Origin of the sequence: Actinomadura sp. K4S16 (assembly GCF_008327685.1) — a bacterium.
GTDB lineage: Bacteria > Actinomycetota > Actinomycetes > Streptosporangiales > Streptosporangiaceae > Spirillospora.
Map to the genome: position 1 here is coordinate 84738 of NZ_BDDE01000029.1, position 18907 is coordinate 103644.

General features: G+C 74.8%; 21 protein-coding genes. 5 read left to right on the forward strand and 16 right to left on the reverse strand.

Annotated elements, in window-relative coordinates; genetic code table 11:
* The first annotated feature begins 16 nt into the window (after window positions 1-16).
* The gene (gene pip, locus K4S16_RS40760; RefSeq protein ID WP_149264532.1) at window positions 17-1018 is read left to right on the forward strand and encodes a prolyl aminopeptidase; all 1002 of its coding nucleotides are present in this window, start codon (window positions 17-19) and stop codon (window positions 1016-1018) included.
* A gap of 27 nt (window positions 1019-1045) precedes the next feature.
* The gene (locus K4S16_RS40765; protein WP_200842407.1) at window positions 1046-2578 is read left to right on the forward strand and encodes a chromosome segregation ATPase; all 1533 of its coding nucleotides are present in this window, start codon (window positions 1046-1048) and stop codon (window positions 2576-2578) included.
* Window positions 2579-2611: 33 nt separating this feature from the next.
* On the opposite strand, the gene K4S16_RS40770 is transcribed toward K4S16_RS40765, so the two are convergent.
* From K4S16_RS40770 to K4S16_RS40780, 3 genes are all read right to left on the reverse strand, one after another.
* Window positions 2612-2833 carry a hypothetical protein gene (locus K4S16_RS40770; RefSeq protein WP_149264465.1) on the reverse strand — a complete coding sequence of 74 codons (222 nt, stop codon included), beginning with the start codon at window positions 2831-2833 and terminating at the stop codon, window positions 2612-2614.
* Between the two features lie 132 nt (window positions 2834-2965).
* Window positions 2966-3655, reverse strand: a complete 690-nt coding sequence (locus K4S16_RS40775; RefSeq protein ID WP_149264466.1) for a thioesterase family protein — start codon at window positions 3653-3655, stop codon at window positions 2966-2968.
* Window positions 3656-3754: 99 nt separating this feature from the next.
* Window positions 3755-4270 carry a hypothetical protein gene (locus K4S16_RS40780; protein WP_149264467.1) on the reverse strand — a complete coding sequence of 172 codons (516 nt, stop codon included), beginning with the start codon at window positions 4268-4270 and terminating at the stop codon, window positions 3755-3757.
* Between the two features lie 203 nt (window positions 4271-4473).
* On the opposite strand from K4S16_RS40780, the gene K4S16_RS40785 reads away from it, so the two are divergent.
* On the forward strand, window positions 4474-5262 hold the full coding sequence (locus K4S16_RS40785) for an ABC transporter ATP-binding protein (RefSeq protein ID WP_149264468.1): 789 nt from the start codon (window positions 4474-4476) through the stop codon (window positions 5260-5262).
* Between the two features lie 29 nt (window positions 5263-5291).
* Here K4S16_RS40785 and K4S16_RS40790 read toward each other — a convergent pair whose 3' ends face one another.
* The 9 genes from K4S16_RS40790 to K4S16_RS40830 form a co-directional block, all read right to left on the reverse strand.
* Window positions 5292-6656, reverse strand: a complete 1365-nt coding sequence (locus K4S16_RS40790; RefSeq protein ID WP_235037393.1) for an AAA family ATPase — start codon at window positions 6654-6656, stop codon at window positions 5292-5294.
* Window positions 6653-8125, reverse strand: coding sequence for a hypothetical protein (locus tag K4S16_RS40795; protein ID WP_149264470.1), 1473 nt, complete (start codon window positions 8123-8125; stop codon window positions 6653-6655). Before K4S16_RS40795 ends, K4S16_RS40790 begins: the two co-directional genes overlap by 4 nt.
* Window positions 8126-8132: 7 nt before the next feature.
* On the reverse strand, window positions 8133-9227 hold the full coding sequence (locus tag K4S16_RS40800; protein WP_149264471.1) for a hypothetical protein: 1095 nt from the start codon (window positions 9225-9227) through the stop codon (window positions 8133-8135).
* On the reverse strand, window positions 9224-10060 hold the full coding sequence (locus tag K4S16_RS40805) for a hypothetical protein (RefSeq protein ID WP_149264472.1): 837 nt from the start codon (window positions 10058-10060) through the stop codon (window positions 9224-9226). Before K4S16_RS40805 ends, K4S16_RS40800 begins: the two co-directional genes overlap by 4 nt.
* A 66-nt stretch (window positions 10061-10126) precedes the next feature.
* Complete coding sequence (locus K4S16_RS40810) at window positions 10127-10729, reverse strand: bifunctional 2-polyprenyl-6-hydroxyphenol methylase/3-demethylubiquinol 3-O-methyltransferase UbiG (protein WP_149264533.1); 603 nt, start codon at window positions 10727-10729, stop codon at window positions 10127-10129.
* 47 nt (window positions 10730-10776) lie between these two features.
* On the reverse strand, window positions 10777-11166 hold the full coding sequence (locus K4S16_RS40815; RefSeq protein ID WP_149264473.1) for a VOC family protein: 390 nt from the start codon (window positions 11164-11166) through the stop codon (window positions 10777-10779).
* A gap of 52 nt (window positions 11167-11218) precedes the next feature.
* Window positions 11219-12085, reverse strand: a complete 867-nt coding sequence (locus K4S16_RS40820) for an NAD(P)-dependent oxidoreductase (RefSeq protein WP_149264474.1) — start codon at window positions 12083-12085, stop codon at window positions 11219-11221.
* A 147-nt stretch (window positions 12086-12232) separates the two neighbouring features.
* Window positions 12233-13438, reverse strand: a complete 1206-nt coding sequence (locus K4S16_RS40825; RefSeq protein WP_235037394.1) for a phosphotransferase enzyme family protein — start codon at window positions 13436-13438, stop codon at window positions 12233-12235.
* Between the two features lie 105 nt (window positions 13439-13543).
* Window positions 13544-13945, reverse strand: coding sequence for a nitroreductase family deazaflavin-dependent oxidoreductase (locus tag K4S16_RS40830; RefSeq protein WP_149264475.1), 402 nt, complete (start codon window positions 13943-13945; stop codon window positions 13544-13546).
* A 92-nt stretch (window positions 13946-14037) separates the two neighbouring features.
* On the opposite strand from K4S16_RS40830, the gene paaI reads away from it, so the two are divergent.
* The gene (gene paaI, locus K4S16_RS40835; protein ID WP_308800999.1) at window positions 14038-14478 is read left to right on the forward strand and encodes a hydroxyphenylacetyl-CoA thioesterase PaaI; all 441 of its coding nucleotides are present in this window, start codon (window positions 14038-14040) and stop codon (window positions 14476-14478) included.
* A 9-nt stretch (window positions 14479-14487) separates the two neighbouring features.
* Here paaI and K4S16_RS40840 read toward each other — a convergent pair whose 3' ends face one another.
* Window positions 14488-15354, reverse strand: a complete 867-nt coding sequence (locus tag K4S16_RS40840) for a helix-turn-helix transcriptional regulator (protein ID WP_149264536.1) — start codon at window positions 15352-15354, stop codon at window positions 14488-14490.
* A 597-nt stretch (window positions 15355-15951) separates the two neighbouring features.
* Between K4S16_RS40840 and K4S16_RS40845 the strand changes: the two genes are divergently transcribed.
* Window positions 15952-16260, forward strand: a complete 309-nt coding sequence (locus tag K4S16_RS40845; RefSeq protein ID WP_149264476.1) for a hypothetical protein — start codon at window positions 15952-15954, stop codon at window positions 16258-16260.
* A 65-nt stretch (window positions 16261-16325) separates the two neighbouring features.
* Here K4S16_RS40845 and K4S16_RS40850 read toward each other — a convergent pair whose 3' ends face one another.
* From K4S16_RS40850 to K4S16_RS40860, 3 genes are read right to left on the reverse strand one after another with little or no spacing between them, the layout of a single operon-like run.
* A complete protein-coding gene (locus K4S16_RS40850) occupies window positions 16326-17108 on the reverse strand; it encodes an ABC transporter permease (protein WP_149264477.1) in 783 nt (260 codons plus the stop codon).
* On the reverse strand, window positions 17105-17881 hold the full coding sequence (locus K4S16_RS40855; protein WP_149264478.1) for an ABC transporter permease: 777 nt from the start codon (window positions 17879-17881) through the stop codon (window positions 17105-17107). Before K4S16_RS40855 ends, K4S16_RS40850 begins: the two co-directional genes overlap by 4 nt.
* On the reverse strand, window positions 17878-18783 hold the full coding sequence (locus K4S16_RS40860) for an ABC transporter ATP-binding protein (protein ID WP_149264479.1): 906 nt from the start codon (window positions 18781-18783) through the stop codon (window positions 17878-17880). Before K4S16_RS40860 ends, K4S16_RS40855 begins: the two co-directional genes overlap by 4 nt.
* Between the last annotated feature and the right edge of the window lie 124 nt (window positions 18784-18907).

The following is an 18907-nucleotide window of genomic DNA, read 5'->3' on the forward strand; positions in this document are numbered from 1 at the left end:
ATACTGGGGCATGGCGCTGCGCGAGTTCTACCCCCCGATCGAGCCGTACGACTCCGGTCTCCTCGACGTCGGTGACGGCAACCGCATCCACTGGGAGATCTGCGGCAACCCGGAGGGGGTGCCCGCGGTGGTGCTGCACGGCGGGCCCGGGGGAGGGGTGCTGCCCGACCAGCGGCGGTTCTTCGACCCGTCCCGGTACCGCATCGTGCTGTTCGACCAGCGCAACTGCGGCCGGAGCCTGCCCTTCGCCGGCGACCCGGCCGTGTCGCTGGAGCACAACACCACGCCGCATCTCGTGGCCGACATCGAGCGGCTTCGCGAGCACCTGTCGATCGAGCGCTGGCTCGTGTTCGGCGGCAGCTGGGGCAGCACCCTCGCGCTCGCGTACGCGCAGGCCCATCCGGACCGCGTCGGCGCGATGGTACTGCGCGGCATCTGGCTCGTCCGCCCCTCCGACGAGGAGTGGGGACTGGCGCCGACGGGCGCGGCACGCCTCTTCCCGGCCGAGTGGGCGGCGTTCCGGGACGCGATCCCGCCCTCCGAGCAGGACGACCTGCTGGCCGCGTACGGCCGCCGCGTCGGCGACCCCGACCCTGCCGTGCACGTCCCGGCCGCCCGCGCGTGGGGCGCCTGGGAGCTGGCGGCCAACACGCTCCTGCCCGTCCCGCCGCCGGAGCTGGACGACGGGGTCCTGGTGGCGTTCGCCCGCATCATGCACCACTACATCGCGAACGGGGGCTTCCTGCCGGCCGGGGGCCTGCTCGCGGGCGTGGACCGCATCCGGCACATCCCCGCCCTGATCGTGAACGGGCGCTACGACGTGAAGACGCCGCCGGAGCAGGCGTGGGACCTGCACCGGGCCTGGCCGGAGGCGAGGTTCCACATCGTGGAGGACGCCGGGCACGGCGGCAGCGAGCCCGGCACGCGCGACCTCATCATCGGGGCGACCGACGAATTCGCCGCTCACTTTCCGACGGGGTGGGCGCTTCCACATGTACCACCCAAGTCACTGCAGTGACGCGCGGGGGTGCGTATCGTTCATTCCATGCCTAACAGCGAAGAGCGCGACAATAGCGGCCCCGAGGGGACGGCCGCGGCTCCCCAGGGCGCGGTCTCCGAAGGCTCGGGGGACAAGGGCACCGGTCCCGGGGCGTCCGCCGAGACGGCGGTCGCGCGCATGGGCGACCCGGTCACGGTCTGGCCGTGCGCCAACTGTGGGCGGCCCGTCCCCCAGGCGGTCGGCGCCGTCCGCACCGTCCGCTACTGCCAGGACAACGACGGCGCCTGCGCCCGCGAGGCGCGCGAGCGCCGCGACCGCGGCCGGGACGCGCCGGGCCTCACCGGGCAGGTCGCGTCGGCATGGGAGATCGTCGAGCGGCTGGAGAAGGCCGCCGACGCGCTCGCCGACTCGCTGACCTCCGAGCTGAGCGTCGCCGGCGTGGAGCGCCGCGTCGCCGAGGTGCGCGCCGAGGCCGCCCGGGAGCTCGCCATCGCGCAGAGCGAGCGCGACGCCTCCCAGCGCAAGGCCGAGGAGGCGTGGCACGAGGCCACCTCCGCCCGCAAGCGCGCAGAGACCGCCGAGCAGGACGCCGGGCGCGCCCGCGAGGAGGCCAAGCTCGCCACCGCCAAGCGCGACGCCGCGCAGCAGGCGTGGGAGGAGGCCCACCAGATCGCGCAGCAGTCCATGACGGCCAAGCTCGCCGCCGAGAGCGAGCGCGACCGGGTCGCGGCCCGCGAGAGCGAGCTGCTCGCCGCGCTGGAGGCGGCGCGGGCCGAGCTCGTCGGCCTGCACGCCAAGCTCGCCGAGGCGGAGGGCACCGCCGAGGCGCAGCGCGTGGAGGCCGCGGTCGCCAAGCAGGGCGCCGAGGACCTGCGCAACGCCATGCGCGACACCGAGGCCCAGCGGCAGCGCGCGATGCAGGCCGCCAGCAAGGCCGAGGCCGAGCGCACCGCCGCCATGCGCGCACAGTCGGAGGCCGAGGCGGAGGCCCTGCGCGCCAACGCCCGCGCCGAGGAGGCGGCCAAGGAGCGCGACGCCGCACTGGCGCAGGCCAAGGCCGCGACGAGCGAACGGGACGAGCTCAACACCAAGATCAACGAGCAGGCGGTGCAGCTGCGGCAGCTGTCGCAGTCGGTCGCCGAGCAGCAGGCCGCGCTGACCGCCCTCGCCGAGGAGCGCGACGCCGCCCGCGCCGAGGCCGACCGCGCCCGCCGGCAGATCGACCAGCTCACCCACAACACGCTGTCGTCCAACTTCCCGCCCGGCGGCCGGATGTCAGGCGGCGGCCACCCGGCGCCTCCGCCCGGCGCGCCGCCCTCCGGCGCCCCCGGCACCGCACCGGTGCCCGGCATGCCACCGGGCCCGCCCCCCATCGGCGGCCGCGTCCCGGGCGGCGTCCCTGCCCAGCCCGGCGCGCCGGCCCCCCTCGGCGCCCCCGTCCCGCATCCGGCCCCCGGCCCGAACGGGACGCCGGGCTCGACCACCGGCGGCCACCCCGCCCCGGGCGGCCCCCCGCCGCACCAGGGCCGCGCGCTCAACGGCGCCGACCGGGAGGACCCCCTGTTCACCGGCCCCTGACGGCCCGGGCCCGGGCGGCCGCGCCGTCCGGGCTCAGCCGAGGCCGGCCAGCACGACCAGCGCCAGCGCCAGCCCTGCCGCGGCGGCGGAGACCAGAACCTGGCAGCGCCCCTGCGCCGAGGTCCGCCGCGGCGTGAGGACCTTCCGGTGGCCCTGCGCCATGTCGGCCGCGGCGCGGCGGGCGCCCTCCCAGTAAGCCCCCGTGTAGACGGCCAGCGCCGCCAGCCCCAGGATGAGTAACCCGTCTCCGCTCATCGATACGCCTCCCGTTTTCCGCGGAAGCTCAGATTGAACAGCGGATCCGGCATGGGCGACAGTGTCGGACGACACGTTCCGCCGAAAAAAGCGCGTCCCGGCCGCTCCGCCCCCGGATCGGCGGCCGGGTGGTCAGCGCCCGAACGTCTCGGGGTCGACCTCGATCCAGATCTGCTCGGCGCGGCCCAGCAGCCGCCCGTCCGCCCCGTACAGCGCGGTCGCCGCGTGCATCTTGCGGCCCTCCCGGCTGCGGGCGAGCCCCATCACGACGCACTGCTCACCGGCCTCCGGCACGTCCATCACCTGCGCGGTCATGGTGCCGAGGACCGCGGGGCGGCCCGCCACGTCGAACGACCAGCCGCCCGGGCAGTCGAGCGCGGCCCACACCAGCTCCCGCTCGGGCACCCGCTCGGGCACCCACGGCGCCGCGACGGTGCCCTCGGCGACGGGCCCCGGCTCGAGCCGCAGCCCGTCGCCGGGCTCGCGGTCGGGCCCGCAGACGAAGCAGCCCGGGAACGGGTGGTTCTCCGTCGCCCGGTACTTCTCCGCCGCCCGCAGCGCCTCCTCGAACGGCAAGGGCGCGACGGGCGGCACCACGATCGCCCCCGCGAGCGCCTCGGCGATCAGCCGCTCGCCGTCCCACAGCCGGGCGCTGTGCCCGCGCTCGTCCTCCACCGTGACGGTCAGCTCGGTGTCCAGCGGCGGCGGCTGCCGCAGCGTCACGGTCACCGTGTCGATCGGCACCCGCCCCGCCAGGCGCCCCGCCACGTATCCGCCGTTCCCGGACCCGTCCGGCCCGTGGAACCGCCTCTCGATGATCACTTGACATCCCCCGTGCTCACGTACACCACACCGAAAACGGACCGATCATAGTCAGCCCTACCGACAGCCCGCTTCCGGGGGTGGCCGGGCAGGGCCGTCCTATACCGCCCGGGAGGGCTGGGGGCGGCCCGGGCGGGTGGTGAAGAAGACCGAGAGGGAGCCGCGCAGGCGGGCCCGGACGGTCTCCTCGTCGACGGGGCCGTCCGCGGGGACGGGGGTGCGGTCGAGGGCGCGGGCGATGAGGAGGTCGACGCTGCGGTCGGCGACGAGGACGGAGCACGTGTCGCACGCGTACCAGGGATAGAGCATGTTGAGGACGGCCACGGCGGTGTCGTCGTCCGACAGGTGCGTGGTGTCGAGCTCGACCTCGAACATGTCGGTGTCGTCGGGGTCGAGCGTGGGGTAGTAGAGCCAGCTCGCCGCGGGCCCGCCGCAGAAGTCGCATCCCTGGTCGGGCGGGGCGGGCTCGCCGACCGCGAGCTCGAGCTCGTGGTCCCACGGCTCCACCCGCCGGTTGTGGCGGTAGCCGACGCCGTCGAGCGAGCCCTCGCGGTTGTGCGTCACGTCGTGCACCTCGCCGCCGCAGCGGGCGCACATGAAGCCGAGGTCCTCCATGTCCCTCCCCGATAGCTGAGGCACCGGCTCTCACAGTATCCGGCCGGGCGCCTCCCTCGAACCGGGCCGCGGGGGTACGTTGAAGATCGTCCACCGACGCCTCCGCCCCGGCGACCCCGGTCTCCGGCGTCCCGCACCGCCCATCCGCCGCGCGTGCCCCTTCGGTGCCCTCGACAGGCCGTGTCCGCGAGCGGGAGGTTTCCGTGTCCGACGTCGTGCTCAACGCCGACAAGATCGATCTGGTGCGCGAGCGGCGGACGCTGCTCGACCGCGTCACGCTGACGGTGCTGCGCGGCGAGCACTGGGCGCTGATCGGCCCGAACGGGGCCGGCAAGAGCACGCTGCTCGGCATCCTCGGCGCCTACACGCACCCGACGCGGGGCACTGCGGAGATCCTCGGGCGCCGGCTCGGCCGCGTGGACGTCCAGGAGCTGCGCCGGCTGATCGGGCAGGTCAACCCGCGCCACCCCCTGGAGTCGGCGCGGACGGTGCGGGAGATCGTCCTGACCGGGGTGACGGGCACCATCGAGCTCGTCCCGCGCTGGACGCCGTCCGAGGACGACCTGTGCCGGGCGGACGAGCTGATCGGGCTGATGGGCCTCACGCCCCGCACCGACGCCCGCTGGCCGAACCTGTCGCAGGGGGAGCGGGGACGCGCGCTGATCGCGCGGGCGCTGATGCCCGACCCGCCGCTGCTGCTGCTCGACGAGCCCGCCACGGGCCTGGACGTCGCCGCCCGGGAGCGGCTGCTCGCCGCCATCGACCAGCTGCGCGCCGAGCGCCCCGACCTGACCACCGTGCTCGTCACGCACCACCTGGAGGAGCTGCCCGTCAGCACCAGCCACGCGCTGCTGCTGCGCGACGGCCGGGTGCTCGCGTCCGGACCGGCCGGCGACGTCCTCACGACCGAACTGGTCAGCGCGTGCTTCGACCATCCGATCACGATCAGCCGGCACCACGGGCGCTGGGCCGCGACCGCCGGGCGGGTCTGACCGGGCCCCGCCGGTCCGCCGGCCGCGGCTCAGCCGCCGGCGACCCGGTGCCCGGCCAGGTGGGCGAGGACCGACTGGTTCGCCTCCCACCCGTCCGGAAACTTGACCGGCACGCCGAGGTGCACCGGCTCGGCGGACGGATGCGCGTCCAGCAGCTCGGGGATCCCCGCCCGCGCCACCACGACGCACGCGTGCCGATGCCGCGACGTCAGCACGCACAGCCGCCCCGACTCCAGGTGGAACGCGGTCGCGTCGCGGCGCCCCGACAGCGGGTGCAGCACGACCGTCACGTCGTACTCGCGGCCCTGGAGCCGGTTGGCGGTGTCGACGGTGATGCCGGCGCCGTGCGGGCCGAGCGCCGCGCGGATCGCGGTGACCTGGTCGCGATGGGCCGCGCCGATCGCCACACGCGCGGCGTCGACCGGGTTCGACCCCTGCTCGGAGTGCGCCACGGGGCCGCGCTGCAGCAGCCGGACGGCGAGCGCCGCCGTCGCGCGGACGGCCTCGGCGTCGGTGCGCAGGGTGTGCCGGGCGGGCAGCTCGTAGAGGGCCCAGCCGGTGGCCGCGGCCTCTTCGAGCGCGTGGTCGTAGGTGGTGCCCATGCCGCGCGCGGCGAACTCCAGCCTCCGGTCGCCCGGCCCCGTCCCGGCGCGGAAGCCGGTGAACGGATAGAACGCCTCCGACACCACCGGGGCCGCCGACGCGGGCAGGCGCCAGGACACCGGCAGCCGGTGGACGGGAAGGTCCGGGTTGTGCGCGAGCAGGACGGACACCGCGCTGCGCATCGGGTCCCAGGTGAGGCCGGCCCAGCGTTCGACCTCGACGCTGGAGAACGGGTCGAGCTGGCCCGGGTCGCCGACGAACAGCGCCCGCTCGAACCGCCCGGCGATGCGCAGCAGCAGGTCCGAGCGCATCTGGTACGCCTCGTCCACGATCGCCCACGGCCACGACCCGTCCGAGAGCGTCGCCCACTTCGCGCCCGTCGCGATGACGACGGTGTGCTCGGCGAGGTCGTCGGCCTTCTGCGCCACCCGCACCGACGGGTGCGCCATGACCCGCTCGGAGGGCGCGTACCCCGACGCCGACAGCCGCCCCAGCGTGATCCCGGGATGCCTCGCGGCGATCCGGTCGATGAGGTCGTCGACCTGCTCGTTGGTCTGCGCCACGATCATCAGCCGCTCGCCGGCCTCGGCCAGGTGCGCGGCCGCGCGGACCACCAGCGTCGACTTGCCCGCGCCCGGCGGGGAGTCGACCACCACGCCGCGGTGCCCGCCGCCGAGGTCGGCCAGGACGCCGTCGACGACCCGGGCCGCCGCGTCGCCGGGGTCGGCCGTGGAGAGGGCGGGGTCCTGCGCCGCCACCGGTACCAGGTGGCGGCCCGCGTGTCCGGTCACGACCATTCCTCTTCGGCGTCCTCGTCGGTCGGCACGTACTCGGCGGGCGGCCCGCCGTGCGTCCACGGCGTGTCCTCCCGGTCGGGGAACTTCGCGGCGCCGAACGAGCCCTCCGTGAGCGAGGTGAAGCACACCCGGTCGCCGACCTCGGGGACGACGCCCGCCTCCGGGGTGAGCTTGCGGCCCATCCCGCCGGTCAGCTCCAGCAGCACGCCGCCGTCCTCCACGTCCACGATCCTCCCCTTGAGCGCCGGCCTGGCCGCGCTGCACACGGTCGTGCCGACGTCGAGCCGCACCGGGTCGCGCGTGCCGACCCGCAGCAGCGGACGCAGCTTCGGACGCTTGCCCGTCTCGTCGAGCCGGGCGGGGTCGCACTCGGTGACCGTCCCGCCGAACGCCTGGCCGGCCAGGCGGTGCTCGGCCATGACCAGCGGATCGTCGAACGCCCGCTGCGCGTCGTAGGCGTCCTGCGCGCGTTCGAGGTCGTGCAGCCGCCGCGCCGCGCGGACGGGCGGGTCGCGGCGCGCCTGAGGATACGCCTCGCCGAACGTCTGGTGGTAATAGGTGAAGGCGTCCCGGTCGCGCTCCCAGCGGCGCGGGACGCTCGCCCCCTCCGGCAGCGCGCGCAGCAGCTCGACGGCCCGCCACATCAGCTCCCACGTCGGGGTGAGCTGGGAGGCGAGCGCGGCGCGCAGCCGCTCCTCGGCGCGCGGGGCGCCGCCCGACCGGTCGTAGGCGGCGATCGCGGGCGCGAGGACCTCGTTGTCGAACGTCGGGTCGGTCGTCGGGCCCGCGGGCGGATGCTGGACGGGGTCCTCGGCGCGGGCCGCCGCGGCCGGCCCGTCCAGGCCGCCCGGCGGGTCGATCCACCCCATCAGCGCGGCGAGGTTGCCGTCCTCCAGCGAGCTCTGCCCGGTCGCCCAGTGCAGCCGCAGCAGCTCCGTCATCGCCCCCAGCAGGGACGACCCGGGATGGTCGTTGCGGTCGGCGAACCACGTCAGCCACCGGCCGAGCACCGGGACCGCCGGGTCCACCGCGTAGGGCCCCTCGGTGCTGCGGAACCGCGTCGAGCGGCCCATCAGGCGCAGGAACGCGACACCGCCCCGGTTCGGCACGAGCAGCTGCGGCGCGTCCCCGTACCGGATGCGCTCGTCGCCGTCCTTGCCGGGCGGCAGCTCCTCCACCGCGCCCCGGCTCGTCTCGATGTGGTTCAGGACGAGCTTGGCGAGGGTCGCCGCGAACGCGAACCGCAGATCGCGGTTGCGCGGCTGCGGGACGACGAGCAGGGAAGGATCGTCCGGCGCGCTGCCGACCATCACGGCCAGCGGCGCCGCCGCCTCCCCGGCGAGCTTCAGCGGGACGAGCACGAGCGGGGCGTCCGACACGTGGCAGTGCCGCACGGTCGCGAGGGGCTGCGCGATCCCGGCGGCCGCGGCCTGCAACCGCGCGAGCGAGGACAGCGCACTCATGGGCGGATCACGCGGCCCCGTGCAGCGCCTCGTCGCGCAGCCGCGCCGCGGCGCGCAGCTGCTCGGCCGTCTCGGCCAGGTCGTCGGAGGGGTGCAGCGACCCGTCCGCCAGCGCGAGCGCGGTGCCGATCGTGTCGAGGCCGCCGAGGTCGTCGCGCACGGACCGGCCGAGCGCGCCCGTCGCGCCGCACGCGCGCGCCTCGTCCCGGCAGAACAGCGCCATCTCGCAGCCCGCCATGCACTCGGGCGCGTACCGGGCCTCGACCGCCCGCACGGACTCGGCGAGCGCCTCCCCGGGCTCGAACGTCAGCTCGTCGGGCAGCTCCGCGAGGATGTCGTCGACGCGGGTGAGGCGCGCGAGCTGCCGCTCCAGGACGGCGAGCTGGGGCCGGACGTCCAGCGGCGTCGCGGTGGGGCGGTTCGAGAAGTTCTCCGGGCAGACGAGGAACACCTCGTGCGACACGCGCGCCGGGTCGTGCCCGAGCTCCGCCGCCAGCCGCCGCAGCGCCAGCACGTACACCGCCGACTGGCGGGCCGCCGCCGCGACCTGCTCCGGCTCGGCCTGCCCGTCCACCACGGCGAACGACTTGATCTCGATGACGTGCATCCGGCCCTCGAGCTGGAACGCGATCACGTCGGGCTCCAGGTAGGCGGGCCGCCCGGCGATCTCCAGCCGCAGCAGCGGGTGGTCGAACAGCGTGCCCTCGCCGGTCTCCAGCGCGCGGGCGACCAGCCGCCGCGTCCGCGAGTGCCGCAGCTCCCGGCCCTCGTTGCCCGCGACGACCTCCAGGTCGTCATAGGCGACCTCGGGAACGGCGAGGCCGAGCCGCTCGCGCAGCAGCGTCAGCAGCTCCGCGCAGCCGTCCGCCTTCACCTGCGCCTCGAACGCGTTCCCGCGCGTGATCGCGAACTGCGACTGGCCGAACGGCGCGGGGAACCCCAGGGCCCGCGCCACCGCGTCCTTGTCGACGCCCGCCGCGTCCATCACCCCGCGGCGGGCGCAGCCCGGATTGGAGGTGAGCGCGGCGATCGTGCGTGCGTCGTGGTTGCGCGGGGGCGCGTCGCCGCGCAGCCGGTCGAGGTCCGGCGCGGTGTCGGTCATCGGTCCGTCTCTCCGTTGATGGCGGGGCGCCGGCCGGGATCCCGCAGGGCCCGCAGCCGGGTGCCGAACAGCCGTTCGGCGTCGTCGAGCCGTTCCCGGGCGCGTGCGGCGGCCGCCTCGCGGCGCCGCCGGTCCGGGTCGCGGTGCACGTCCAGTTCGGCCCGGGCTGCCTCGGCGAGCGCGGCCGGATCGACTGTACCGACCGTACCGGTGACCGCACCGGGAATGTTGGACGCGAAACGCCACAGCAGCCGCTGCACGCTCGGCGCGGGGGTCCCGCGCCCGGCGTGCTCGGCGAGGCGCAGCGCGCAGGTGAGGAAGTCGGTGCGCGGGCTGAGCGGCCCGACGATCCGCTGCTCCAGGGGCCACGTGCTGACGGTGAGGAGTCCGCGCGCGGGCGCGAGCAGGTCGGCGGTCAGCGCGGCGCACAGGTAGTACGGGCGCGCGTACGGCGCGGTGCGGAAGGAGCGCTCCTCGTCGCGGCGCAGGCTCGTCAGGCGGCTCCCCGGGATCTCGCCGGGGAAGAACGCGGCGTACACCGACCCGATCAGCTTCGGCGCGGCGGGCGCGCCGAGCAGGGTGAGCGCCTGGTGGACCTGCTCCCGGACGGGCAGGAGGCCGCGCGGACCTCCGTCGCCGCCGCTCGCGCCGGGCCCGGCGGCGTTGCCGAGGACCGCGTCGTCCCACGCGCTCTCGGTCCTGCGCAGTTCGGCGCGCAGCTCGCGGGCGCCCGGCCGGTCGCCGGCCGCCATGGCCCGCCGGACGGCGGCGCGCAGCTCGGCGATGCGCGTCTCCAGCTCGTCGGGGGTCGGGGCGCCGGGGGACCGGGACATGCGGCAGACAGTACAGGTGCTTCCCGACACTTCCAGTGTTTTCCAGTTTTTCGGAGTCCGGGCGGCTCAGCGCGGCTTGCGCCACACGATGGAGTAGCGCCACAGCAGGTGCTGCCGGAACACCGCGCCGGGCAGCAGCCGCAGCGCCTCGTCCCGCACCTCGCCCCACGTCATGTCGGGGTCCATGACCGGGGCGCCGGGGTTGCCCGCGCGCCGCCGGTTGCGGAGCAGGTGGAAGTAGTGCACCGGGAGGCCGACGGCCGCGTACGCCCGGTCGCGCGGCCCCTTGTTGTTCGCCAGGCCGACGACGACCAGGGTTCCGCCCGGCCTGACGGCTCCGCGCATCGCCGCCAGGGCCTTGACGAAGTCCATGTGGTGGATGGCGGTGACACTGCAGACGAAGTCGTAGTGGTCCTTCGGCAGGTCGTGCGGGGGGAACCCCGCCTCGACGAAGTCGACGTTGCCGATGCCCGCGCTCGCCCGGACCGCCTCCGCGATCATCTCCGGCGACCTGTCGATCCCGGTGACGTGCGCCGCCCGCGGCGCGAGGCGGTGCACCAGCAGGCCGTCCCCGCAGCCGACGTCCAGCGCCTCCCCGCAGCCGCGCGGCACGTTGCGCAGCACGACGCCGTGGTAGTGCGTGTTGTGGTTCCAGTAGTCGTCGGTCATCGTCACCACCGGGTCATCGTCACCACCGGGTCATCGTCACCGCCGGGTCAGGGGCGCGGGTCGCGGCGGAGGGGGTGGGCCTCCGGGACCTCCACGACAACGATCTTGACGCCGTCGGGGTCCTCGATCCACATCTCGACCAGCCCCCACGGCTCCTCCCGGGGCTCCCGCGTGACGCGCGCGCCGGCGGCCGCGAGCCGCTCGTGCTCGGCCCGGACGTCCCGGACCTGGAGCCAGAGCATCGGCGACGAGCCCGTCTCGCCCGCGCCGTGCCCCGACACCTCCAGGAAGCCCGCACCGAGGAAGAACACCACGCCGGGGGAGTCGGCCGGGCCGAACTCCCGGTACACGGCGAGGCCCAGCACGTCGCGGTAGAAGCGCTGGGTGCGCGCCGGATCGCGGGGGCGGAGCAGGATGCGGCTGCTGAGTACGTCCATGCCACCATCCTGGCCTCGCCCCCGCCCCGTGCGCGCAGCGGCGCGCCCGGTGTCAGTCCGCGAAGCTGGCGCGGTAGGTGGCGGCCATGTCCTCGTCGCCGTGGCCCTGCTCGATGACGCGCCGGAACCGCTCGCCCACCGCGTCGTTCACGTCGACGCGGATGCCCGCTGCCTCGGCGGAGTCGTGGATGAGCCGGGTGTTCTTCTCGGCGTTGCGGACGGCGAAGCTCGGCTCGAAGTCGCCCTCGAGCATCGCCTTCATCTTGATCTGCAGATAGGGGCTGTCGAGGGGTCCGCCGGTGAGGACCTCGCCGAGCAGGGACGGATCGAGCCCGAGGCCCTTCGCCAGCGCCACCGACTCGGCGACGACCGAGGTCAGCGAGATGGCGTAGCTCACGGCGGCCAGCTTCAGCCGGGTGCCCGCGCCGCTCGCGCCGTCCTCGTCCAGCCACACCGTCCTGCTCCCGACCGCGCCGAAGACAGGGTCCAGGGCCTTCCGCGCGTCCTGCGGCCCCGCGGCGAGGATGACGAGCTTGCCCTGCTCGGCGGGCTGCTTGGTGCCCTGGACGGGAGAGTCCACGAACGTCAGCCCGTGGTCGGCGGCGAACGAGGCCAGCCGCGGCACGTCCGCGACGCCGACCGTGCCCGCCTGCGCCCAGACCTGCCCGGCGCGCAGCCCCGGCGCCGCGTCGGTCATCGCCGCGAGGGCGGTCTCCCCGTCGTTCAGCATGGTGATGACGACGTCGGCGTCCCGGACGGCCTCGGCGGGGGAGGCCGCGACGGTGGCGCCGTCGGCGGCGAGCGGCTCCGCGCGGGCGGCGGTGCGGTTCCAGACGGCGACCCCGTGCCCGTTCCTGAGCAGGTTGCGGGCCATCGCGGCCCCCATGATCCCGGTGCCGAGCACTGCGACCTGAGTCATCCTGCGGCTCCTTTTGGACTGTTCGATACAGAATTGTGCGGACCAAGGTTCGCACATCGCGGGCCGATGCGCGTTCGCAGTGTCCCCTACCCGCCGGGAGGCGGGGATGCCTCGCCGCGCCGTCCGATCGGAGCCGGGACGAGCCGATCAGCCGTAGGCGGGGCTGTCGCCGGGGGCGTCGGCGTATTCGGCGGTGTAGGGCACGGCGAAGGCGTCGAGGGTGCGGTCGAGGTTGGCCGACCACCAGCTCACGAGCGTGGCGGGGCCGCGCTCGCCCGCGCCGTCCTCGCCCAGGTAGCGGTGCCGGAGCGGCGCGACGTCGCAGAGCCGCTCCCACCATTCGCGGTGCACGGCCGACTGGATCTGCCCGGCGTCCAGGGGGAAGGCGGAGCGGTGCCCGCGCACGAACGCCTCGACGCGGTCGAGATCGAGGCCGCGCTCGTCCTCGCAGGCGAACAGCCGCGCCGCCGAGCGCACGACCTCCCCGGCGACCGGACCGGTGGTGAGGCCGCCCCAGCCGAGCACGGCGGTGACGTTGCCCGACCCGCCGTAGCGCAGGTGCTCGGCGTGGAATGAGCCGTGCAGGTGCCCGACCGTGCTCACCTCGATGTCGGGCGGCTGGTGCCCGGCGAACTCGGTGAGCAGGTCGCGGCGCTCCCGCAGGCGGCGCGCGGTGAGCGCGTCGAAGTCGGTGCCGTCCTCGCCGCCCGGGACGTCGCGCAGCATCTCCTCGACGGCGGCGGCCGCGTCGGCGGCCCGCGGCGTCGGCACGAGCATGCTCTGCTGGACGGGCGGCGTGAGCTCGTCGAGCGCGGCGTGCAGTCGGCCGAGCAGCTCGCCGAGGGCCTCGCACTGGGCGAACGTCAGCTCCAGGCCGCCGCGGCCCCGGCCGCCGACCCACGGGTACAGGACGTATCCGCGGCCGGCGGCGGTGACCAGCGTGCGCCCGCCGCGCGCCGGCACGGGCGCGAGCACCGGCAGACCGGCCGCGTCGAGCGCGGCCGTGACGCCGTGCTGGAACAGCACGCGGCGCCGGTCGGGGCCGACGTGCTCCCTGAGGAAGAACGCCCCGTCCGCCGTGTCGACGCGCCAGCTCCGGTCGCCGCTCCCGGTGGCCAGCGGCGTGGTCGTGCCAGGCGCGCCGATCTCCCAGCGTTTCAGCAGCCGCGGCGGGAGCGGCTCGGGACCGGGCCCGTCGCCGGCCTTCGCCCGCTTCCCGGCGCCGCTCTGCTTCCCACCGGCGGCCCGCTTCTCGACGCCGGCCTGTTTCTCGGAGTCGGCCTGTCTCTCTGTGTCGGCCGGTTCCTCGGCGTCGGGCCGGTCTCTCGTGTCAGCGCTCTGGGACGTCGGCACCTCGGCACCTCGGCTGAGTCGGACGGACGGCGGTCGAATGGGTGTTCTACGCCGACGCTACACGTCCCGGCCGCGGCGCGAAAGCCGACCGCGCGGCCCGGCGCCTCAGACGCGTTCGAGGACGACGACCGGGATGTCGCGGCTCGTCTTCTTCTGGTACTCGTCGTAGTCCGGCCAGACGGCGGCCATCTTGCGCCAGAACGCGGGCTTCTCCTCGGACGTCGCCGTCCGGGCCCGCGCGGTGAACTTGTCGCCCTTCACCTGCACCTTCACCTCGGGGTTCTCCTGCAGGTTGCGGTACCAGGCCGGCGGCTCGTCCGCCCCGCCCTTGGACGCCACGACGAGGTAGGCGTCGCCTTCCGGCTGGTAGATGAGCGGCGTGGTCCGCTCCTTGCCGCTGCGCCGCCCGGTCGTGGTGAGCAGGAGGGTGACGGTGCCCTGCCACTCGTGCCCCTCCTCACCGTCGGTCGCCTGGTACCGCTCGACGTGCTCCTTGCCGTAAAGCATGGTTGTCTCCTCACTCGGCATCGTCATCAAAAGGCGCCCTCTTGTAACCTGCGAGCCGGGGCCGCCCTTCCCGGGATCATTACCCTGGCGTGGTGGATGATGCGGCAGAGGTGGCGCGGCGGTGCGCCGAGACGATGTACGCGCAGGACAAGGTGGCGCAGGACCTCGGCATGCGGATCACCGAGATCGCGCCGGGGCGGGCGCGGCTGCGGATGACGGTGGCCGACACCATGGTGAACGGCCATGGGATCGCCCACGGCGGCTACCTGTTCCTGCTCGCCGATTCGGCGTTCGCCTACGCGTGCAACACCTATGACTCCGTGACGGTCGCCGCGTCCGCGGACGTGGTGTTCGTCGCGAGTGCGCGCGGCGGGGACGACCTGGAGGCCACGGCGGTCGAACGCACCCGGTACGGCCGAAGCGGGATCTACGACGTCACGGTGCGCCGCGTCCCCGGCGGGGAGGTCATCGCGGAGTTCCGCGGCGGGAGCCGCAGCCGGAACCAGCGCGTCCTGGACGGCGGCGCGCCCTGAGGGGCGCGGTCACAACTCGTTCAGGACCCGGGTGAGGTAGCGCGCGGTCTCGTCGGGCCGCTCGGCGGTGATGCAGAGGTTGTTCATCGCGCGCATGTAGGTGTCGACGTCGGTCGGCTTGTCGAGGTAGAGCGCGCTGGTGAGCTGCTCCAGGTAGACGACGTCGGACAGGCCCGGCTCGGCGAAGCGCAGGATGGTGAACGGGCCGCCTGCGGCGGCGTGCCCTCCCGCGCCGAACGGCACGATCTGCAGCGTGACGTTGGGCAGCTCGGACACCTCGATCAGGTGCCGGATCTGCTCGCGCATCACCTGGCGGCCGCCGAGCGGACGGCGCACGACCGCCTCGTCCAGCACGGCCCACAGCGTCGGCGCCTCGGGGGAGGTGAACCGCTCCTGCCGGGTGGTGCGGATCTGGACGCGGCGCTCGACCTCCTCGTCGCTGGCGTCGGAGTACCCGAGCCGGACGACGGCGCGCGCGTAGTCCTCGGTCTGCAGGAGCCCGGGGACGAACTGGAGCTCGTAGGTGCGCAGCAGGGAGGCGGCCTCCTCCAGCCCGAGGTACACCTCGAACCAGCTCGGCAGGATGTCGCCGTACCGGTGCCACCAGCCGGGGGTGTTGGCCTCCTTGGCGAGCGCCAGCAGCGGGGCGCGCTCGGCGGGGTCGGAGACGCCGTAGAGGGTGAGCAGATCGGCGACGTCGCGCTCCTTGAAGCCGACCCTGCCCAGCTCCATTCGACTGATCTTGGAGTGCGATCCGCGGATCTCGTAACCCGCCTGCTCGGTGGAGATGCCGCGCGCCTCGCGCAGCCGCCGCAGTTGCGCGCCGAGGAGAATGCGCAGGACGGTCGGCCCGCCGCGGCGCGGATAATCGATCAGCCGTCCGGCCGGATCACCTTCCGGCGGGGGTGTTGGGGCAGCTGAATCCTGGGGCAAGGGGTCACCAGCCAGTCGACGGGTCTGCTCGTGGGCGGAACGGCACCGCCCTATGTTAGAGGATGCGCGGGTGTTTTTGGGATGGCGGAATACCGCCTTCCGATCCGGCGGCGCCTGACCGGCGCTGACATGGGCGAAAACGGGTGCGGAGCCCTGTGAGCAGTGCCTGTCGGTGGCGAGTCGGCTGCGGAACGTTGCACGAGCGTTGCACGGAGTCGGCCGGGTGGTCATTTTTCCCGCGCGCGGGCCGGTGTTGGTGCAGGAATTGCCGGGTGCTCTCCCGCTTTGCGGGCGGCCAATCCTGACAGGCCATTTCGCAGGCCGTTGCCGGCTCCGTGAATGTCTCTGACCACTTATTCCGCAGGCATTCCCCGTGGTGCGCGCCGGCGGCCGGCGCAACGAGTGATGAAGCTCTCGTCCCGCGCGGGCGTGATCCCGGGGGCCTGCGGCGTTCACTGTTCAGGGCGGCGGCCCACCTGGCCGCGACCGGGCCGCCGCGCGTGCCGACAGGCGACCGAACAAGCGCATCTGGGAGGACACATGAACGCGACCCGTGAGCGACCGGAGATCCGATTCCTGACCTCGGGCGACGTCTCGGCGCACGAGCGCGCGGCGGCCGAGCGGGCCGTCCGCGACGCGCTGGCCGGCGCCCGCGGCGTCACGTCCGTCCAGGTCACGCTGAGCGTGGTGGCCGACCGGTCGCTGCCGCGCCCGGCCCTGGCGCAGGCCGTCGTCGAGTTCGACGGCCGGCGCGTGCGCGCCCAGGCCGCCGCGCCCCGCATCGACGAGGCCGTCGACATGCTGCGCGAGCGCCTGGCCGTCCGGGCGACCTCCCTGCAGGCCGGCTGAGCCTGCCCGAAGACGAACGGCGGCGCCCCGCCCCGGGGACGCCGCCGTCGGTGGCTTCAGGGCCTTCAGGCGTCCCGCCTGGCGAGGACGACGGCGGCGAGGCCGAGCGGCGCGAAAGCGTACGCCAGCAGCACGGCGGTCGCCGCGGGCGGGGACAGCAGATCCCCATAGATGGAGTTGTCCGCGCCGATCCCCGCCATCTGGGCCGGCAGGCCGCCGGGCAGGACCGAGCCGACGCGCTCGCTCCACGGTCGCGGCAGGTGGAAGGCGAGCAGGGGCAGGACGTGCCACAGGAACACCACCGACACGAGGGTCCCCGCCGTGGACCGCAGCAGCACGCCGAGCGACAGGCCGAGCAGCGCGAACACCGGGACCGCCGTCCCCTCGACGAGGAATCCGGGCAGGTCGTGCGCGATGGACGCGTGCTGGTCCGGGAAGGGCCGGTCGCCGACGACGAGCCGGGTGCCGAGGAACGAGCCGACCGTCGCTGCCTCCCCGGCGACCAGCGCGACCGCCCCGGCCACCACCGCCTTGGCCGCCAGCAGTCCCGGGCGCCTCGGGAGCGCGGTGAGACTCGTCCGGATCATGCTCGTGCGGTACTCGGACGTGACGGACAGCGCGCCGAGCACCGCCAGGCACAGCGACGCCACCCACGTGCTGAGCTCCTGCACCGGGCGCAGCAGCAGGTCGTCGCGGCGGTCGGGCGCCAGCCCGTCCCAGACGTGCGCCATCTGCATCGCAAGCAGCACGGTGAACCCGGTGAACGCCGCCGTCACCGCCAGTACCCAGTAGGTCGAGCGCACCGAGCGCAGCTTGCGCCACTCGGCCGCGACCGCGAGGGCGATCACGCGTCCCGCCGCGTGAAGGAGAAGGCCCCGGCCCCCAGCGCGACGGCCGCATAGGCCACGAGCACCGCGACCGCCGCGGACGGCGACAGGACGCCGTGGTCCGTCGACGAGCCCGGCGGGCCCGCGATCTGGTCGGACAGGCTGCCGGGCAGCGCCGACCAGATCCGCTCGTCCCACGGGGACGGAAGCAGCCGGGCGAGGCCGGGCACCACGAACAGCACGGCCATGCCGACCGTGATCGTCCCGGCCGTGGAGCGGAGCACGGCGCCCAGCCCGCACGCGACCAGCGTGATCGCCGCCGTCGTCAGGCCGAGCCACAGCAGGTGGACCGCGACGTCCGCCGCCGGCCCCTGGAACGTGGCCACCGGTCGGCTCCCCACGATGGCGTCCCCTGCGGCGGCCCCGGCGGCCAGGGCCGCCAGCGCCGCCCCGAGCATCGCGGCCGCCGCCACGCCCACCTTGGAGGCGAACAGGACCGGCCGGTTCGGCAGCGCGGCCAGCGTCGTGCGGTTCATGCCGTGCGCGTACTCCGACGTGAACGTGAGCGCCCCCAGCACCACCGCGCACACCGGCAGCGCCACGGCCAGGGGCTGCTCCGCCGGGGCCGCCTTCGCCGTCGCCCTCCTCGCGGGCGACAGGCCGTCCCAGTAACGGGCGACGTACCACGACCAAAGGAGGCAGAGAAGCATGAACACCGCGACCGTCCCGAACACGGCGAAGGTCGAGCGGACGGTCCGGAGCTTGTACCACTCGGCGGCGAGCGCGTCGATCACGACGCCACCGCCCTGAACTCGGTGCCGCCCGCGGTCAGCTCCATGTAGGCCTCCTCCAGCGTGGCGCTGTGCGGCGTCACCTCGTACAGCGGGATCCCGTTCGCGGCGGCCGTGTCGCCGATGGCGGCCACGTCCAGCCCGGTGACCGTGAGCGCTCCGCCCGGCGCGGACTCGATCGAGCCCCCGGCCGCCGCGAGCACGGCGGTCAGCTCGGCCGGGCGCGGCGAACGGACGAGCACCCCGCGGTGGAAGCGGTCCGCCAGCTCCCGCACCGACGTGTCCGCGATCAGACGTCCGCGCCCGATGACGACCAGCCGGTCGGCCGTCAGCTCCATCTCGCTCATCAGATGGCTGGAGACCAGCACCGTCCGGCCCTCGGCGGCCAGCCCCCGCATCAGCTCGCGGATCCAGCGGACGCCGTCGGGGTCCAGCCCGTTCACCGGCTCGTCGAACATCAGCACCCCCGGATCGCCCAGCAGCGCCGCGGCGATCCCGAGCCGCTGCCGCATGCCAAGCGAGAACCCGGCGAGCCGCTTGCGCGCGACCCCCGCGAGGCCCACCTGCTCCAGGACCTCCGCCACCCGCCGCGTCCCTATCCCGTTGCTGCGCGCCAGCCAGCCGAGATGGTCGAACGCCCGGCGCCCGCCCTGCACCGCGCCCGCGTCCAGCAGCGCCCCCACCTCGCGCATCGGCCGCCGGAGCGCCCTGTACGGGCGCCCGTTGACGAGCGCCTCACCGGACGTCGGCCGGTCCAGGCCCAGCACGACGCGCATCGTCGTCGACTTTCCGGCGCCGTTCGGGCCGAGGAACCCCGTCACCGCCCCCGGCCTCACGGTGAAGGACAGGCGGTCCACCGCCGTCGTGGCGCCGTAGCGCTTGGTCAGCTCGCGTACCTCGATCATGCCGTCGAGGGTCGTCCGCGACCGCCCCGGCGCACATCGGAACGCGGGCGGGAACCGCGCGTGCGACCGTGCTCCGAGACCGTCCCGCCGCCTCAGACCCCGGTATGACGGCCGCCGGCATGAG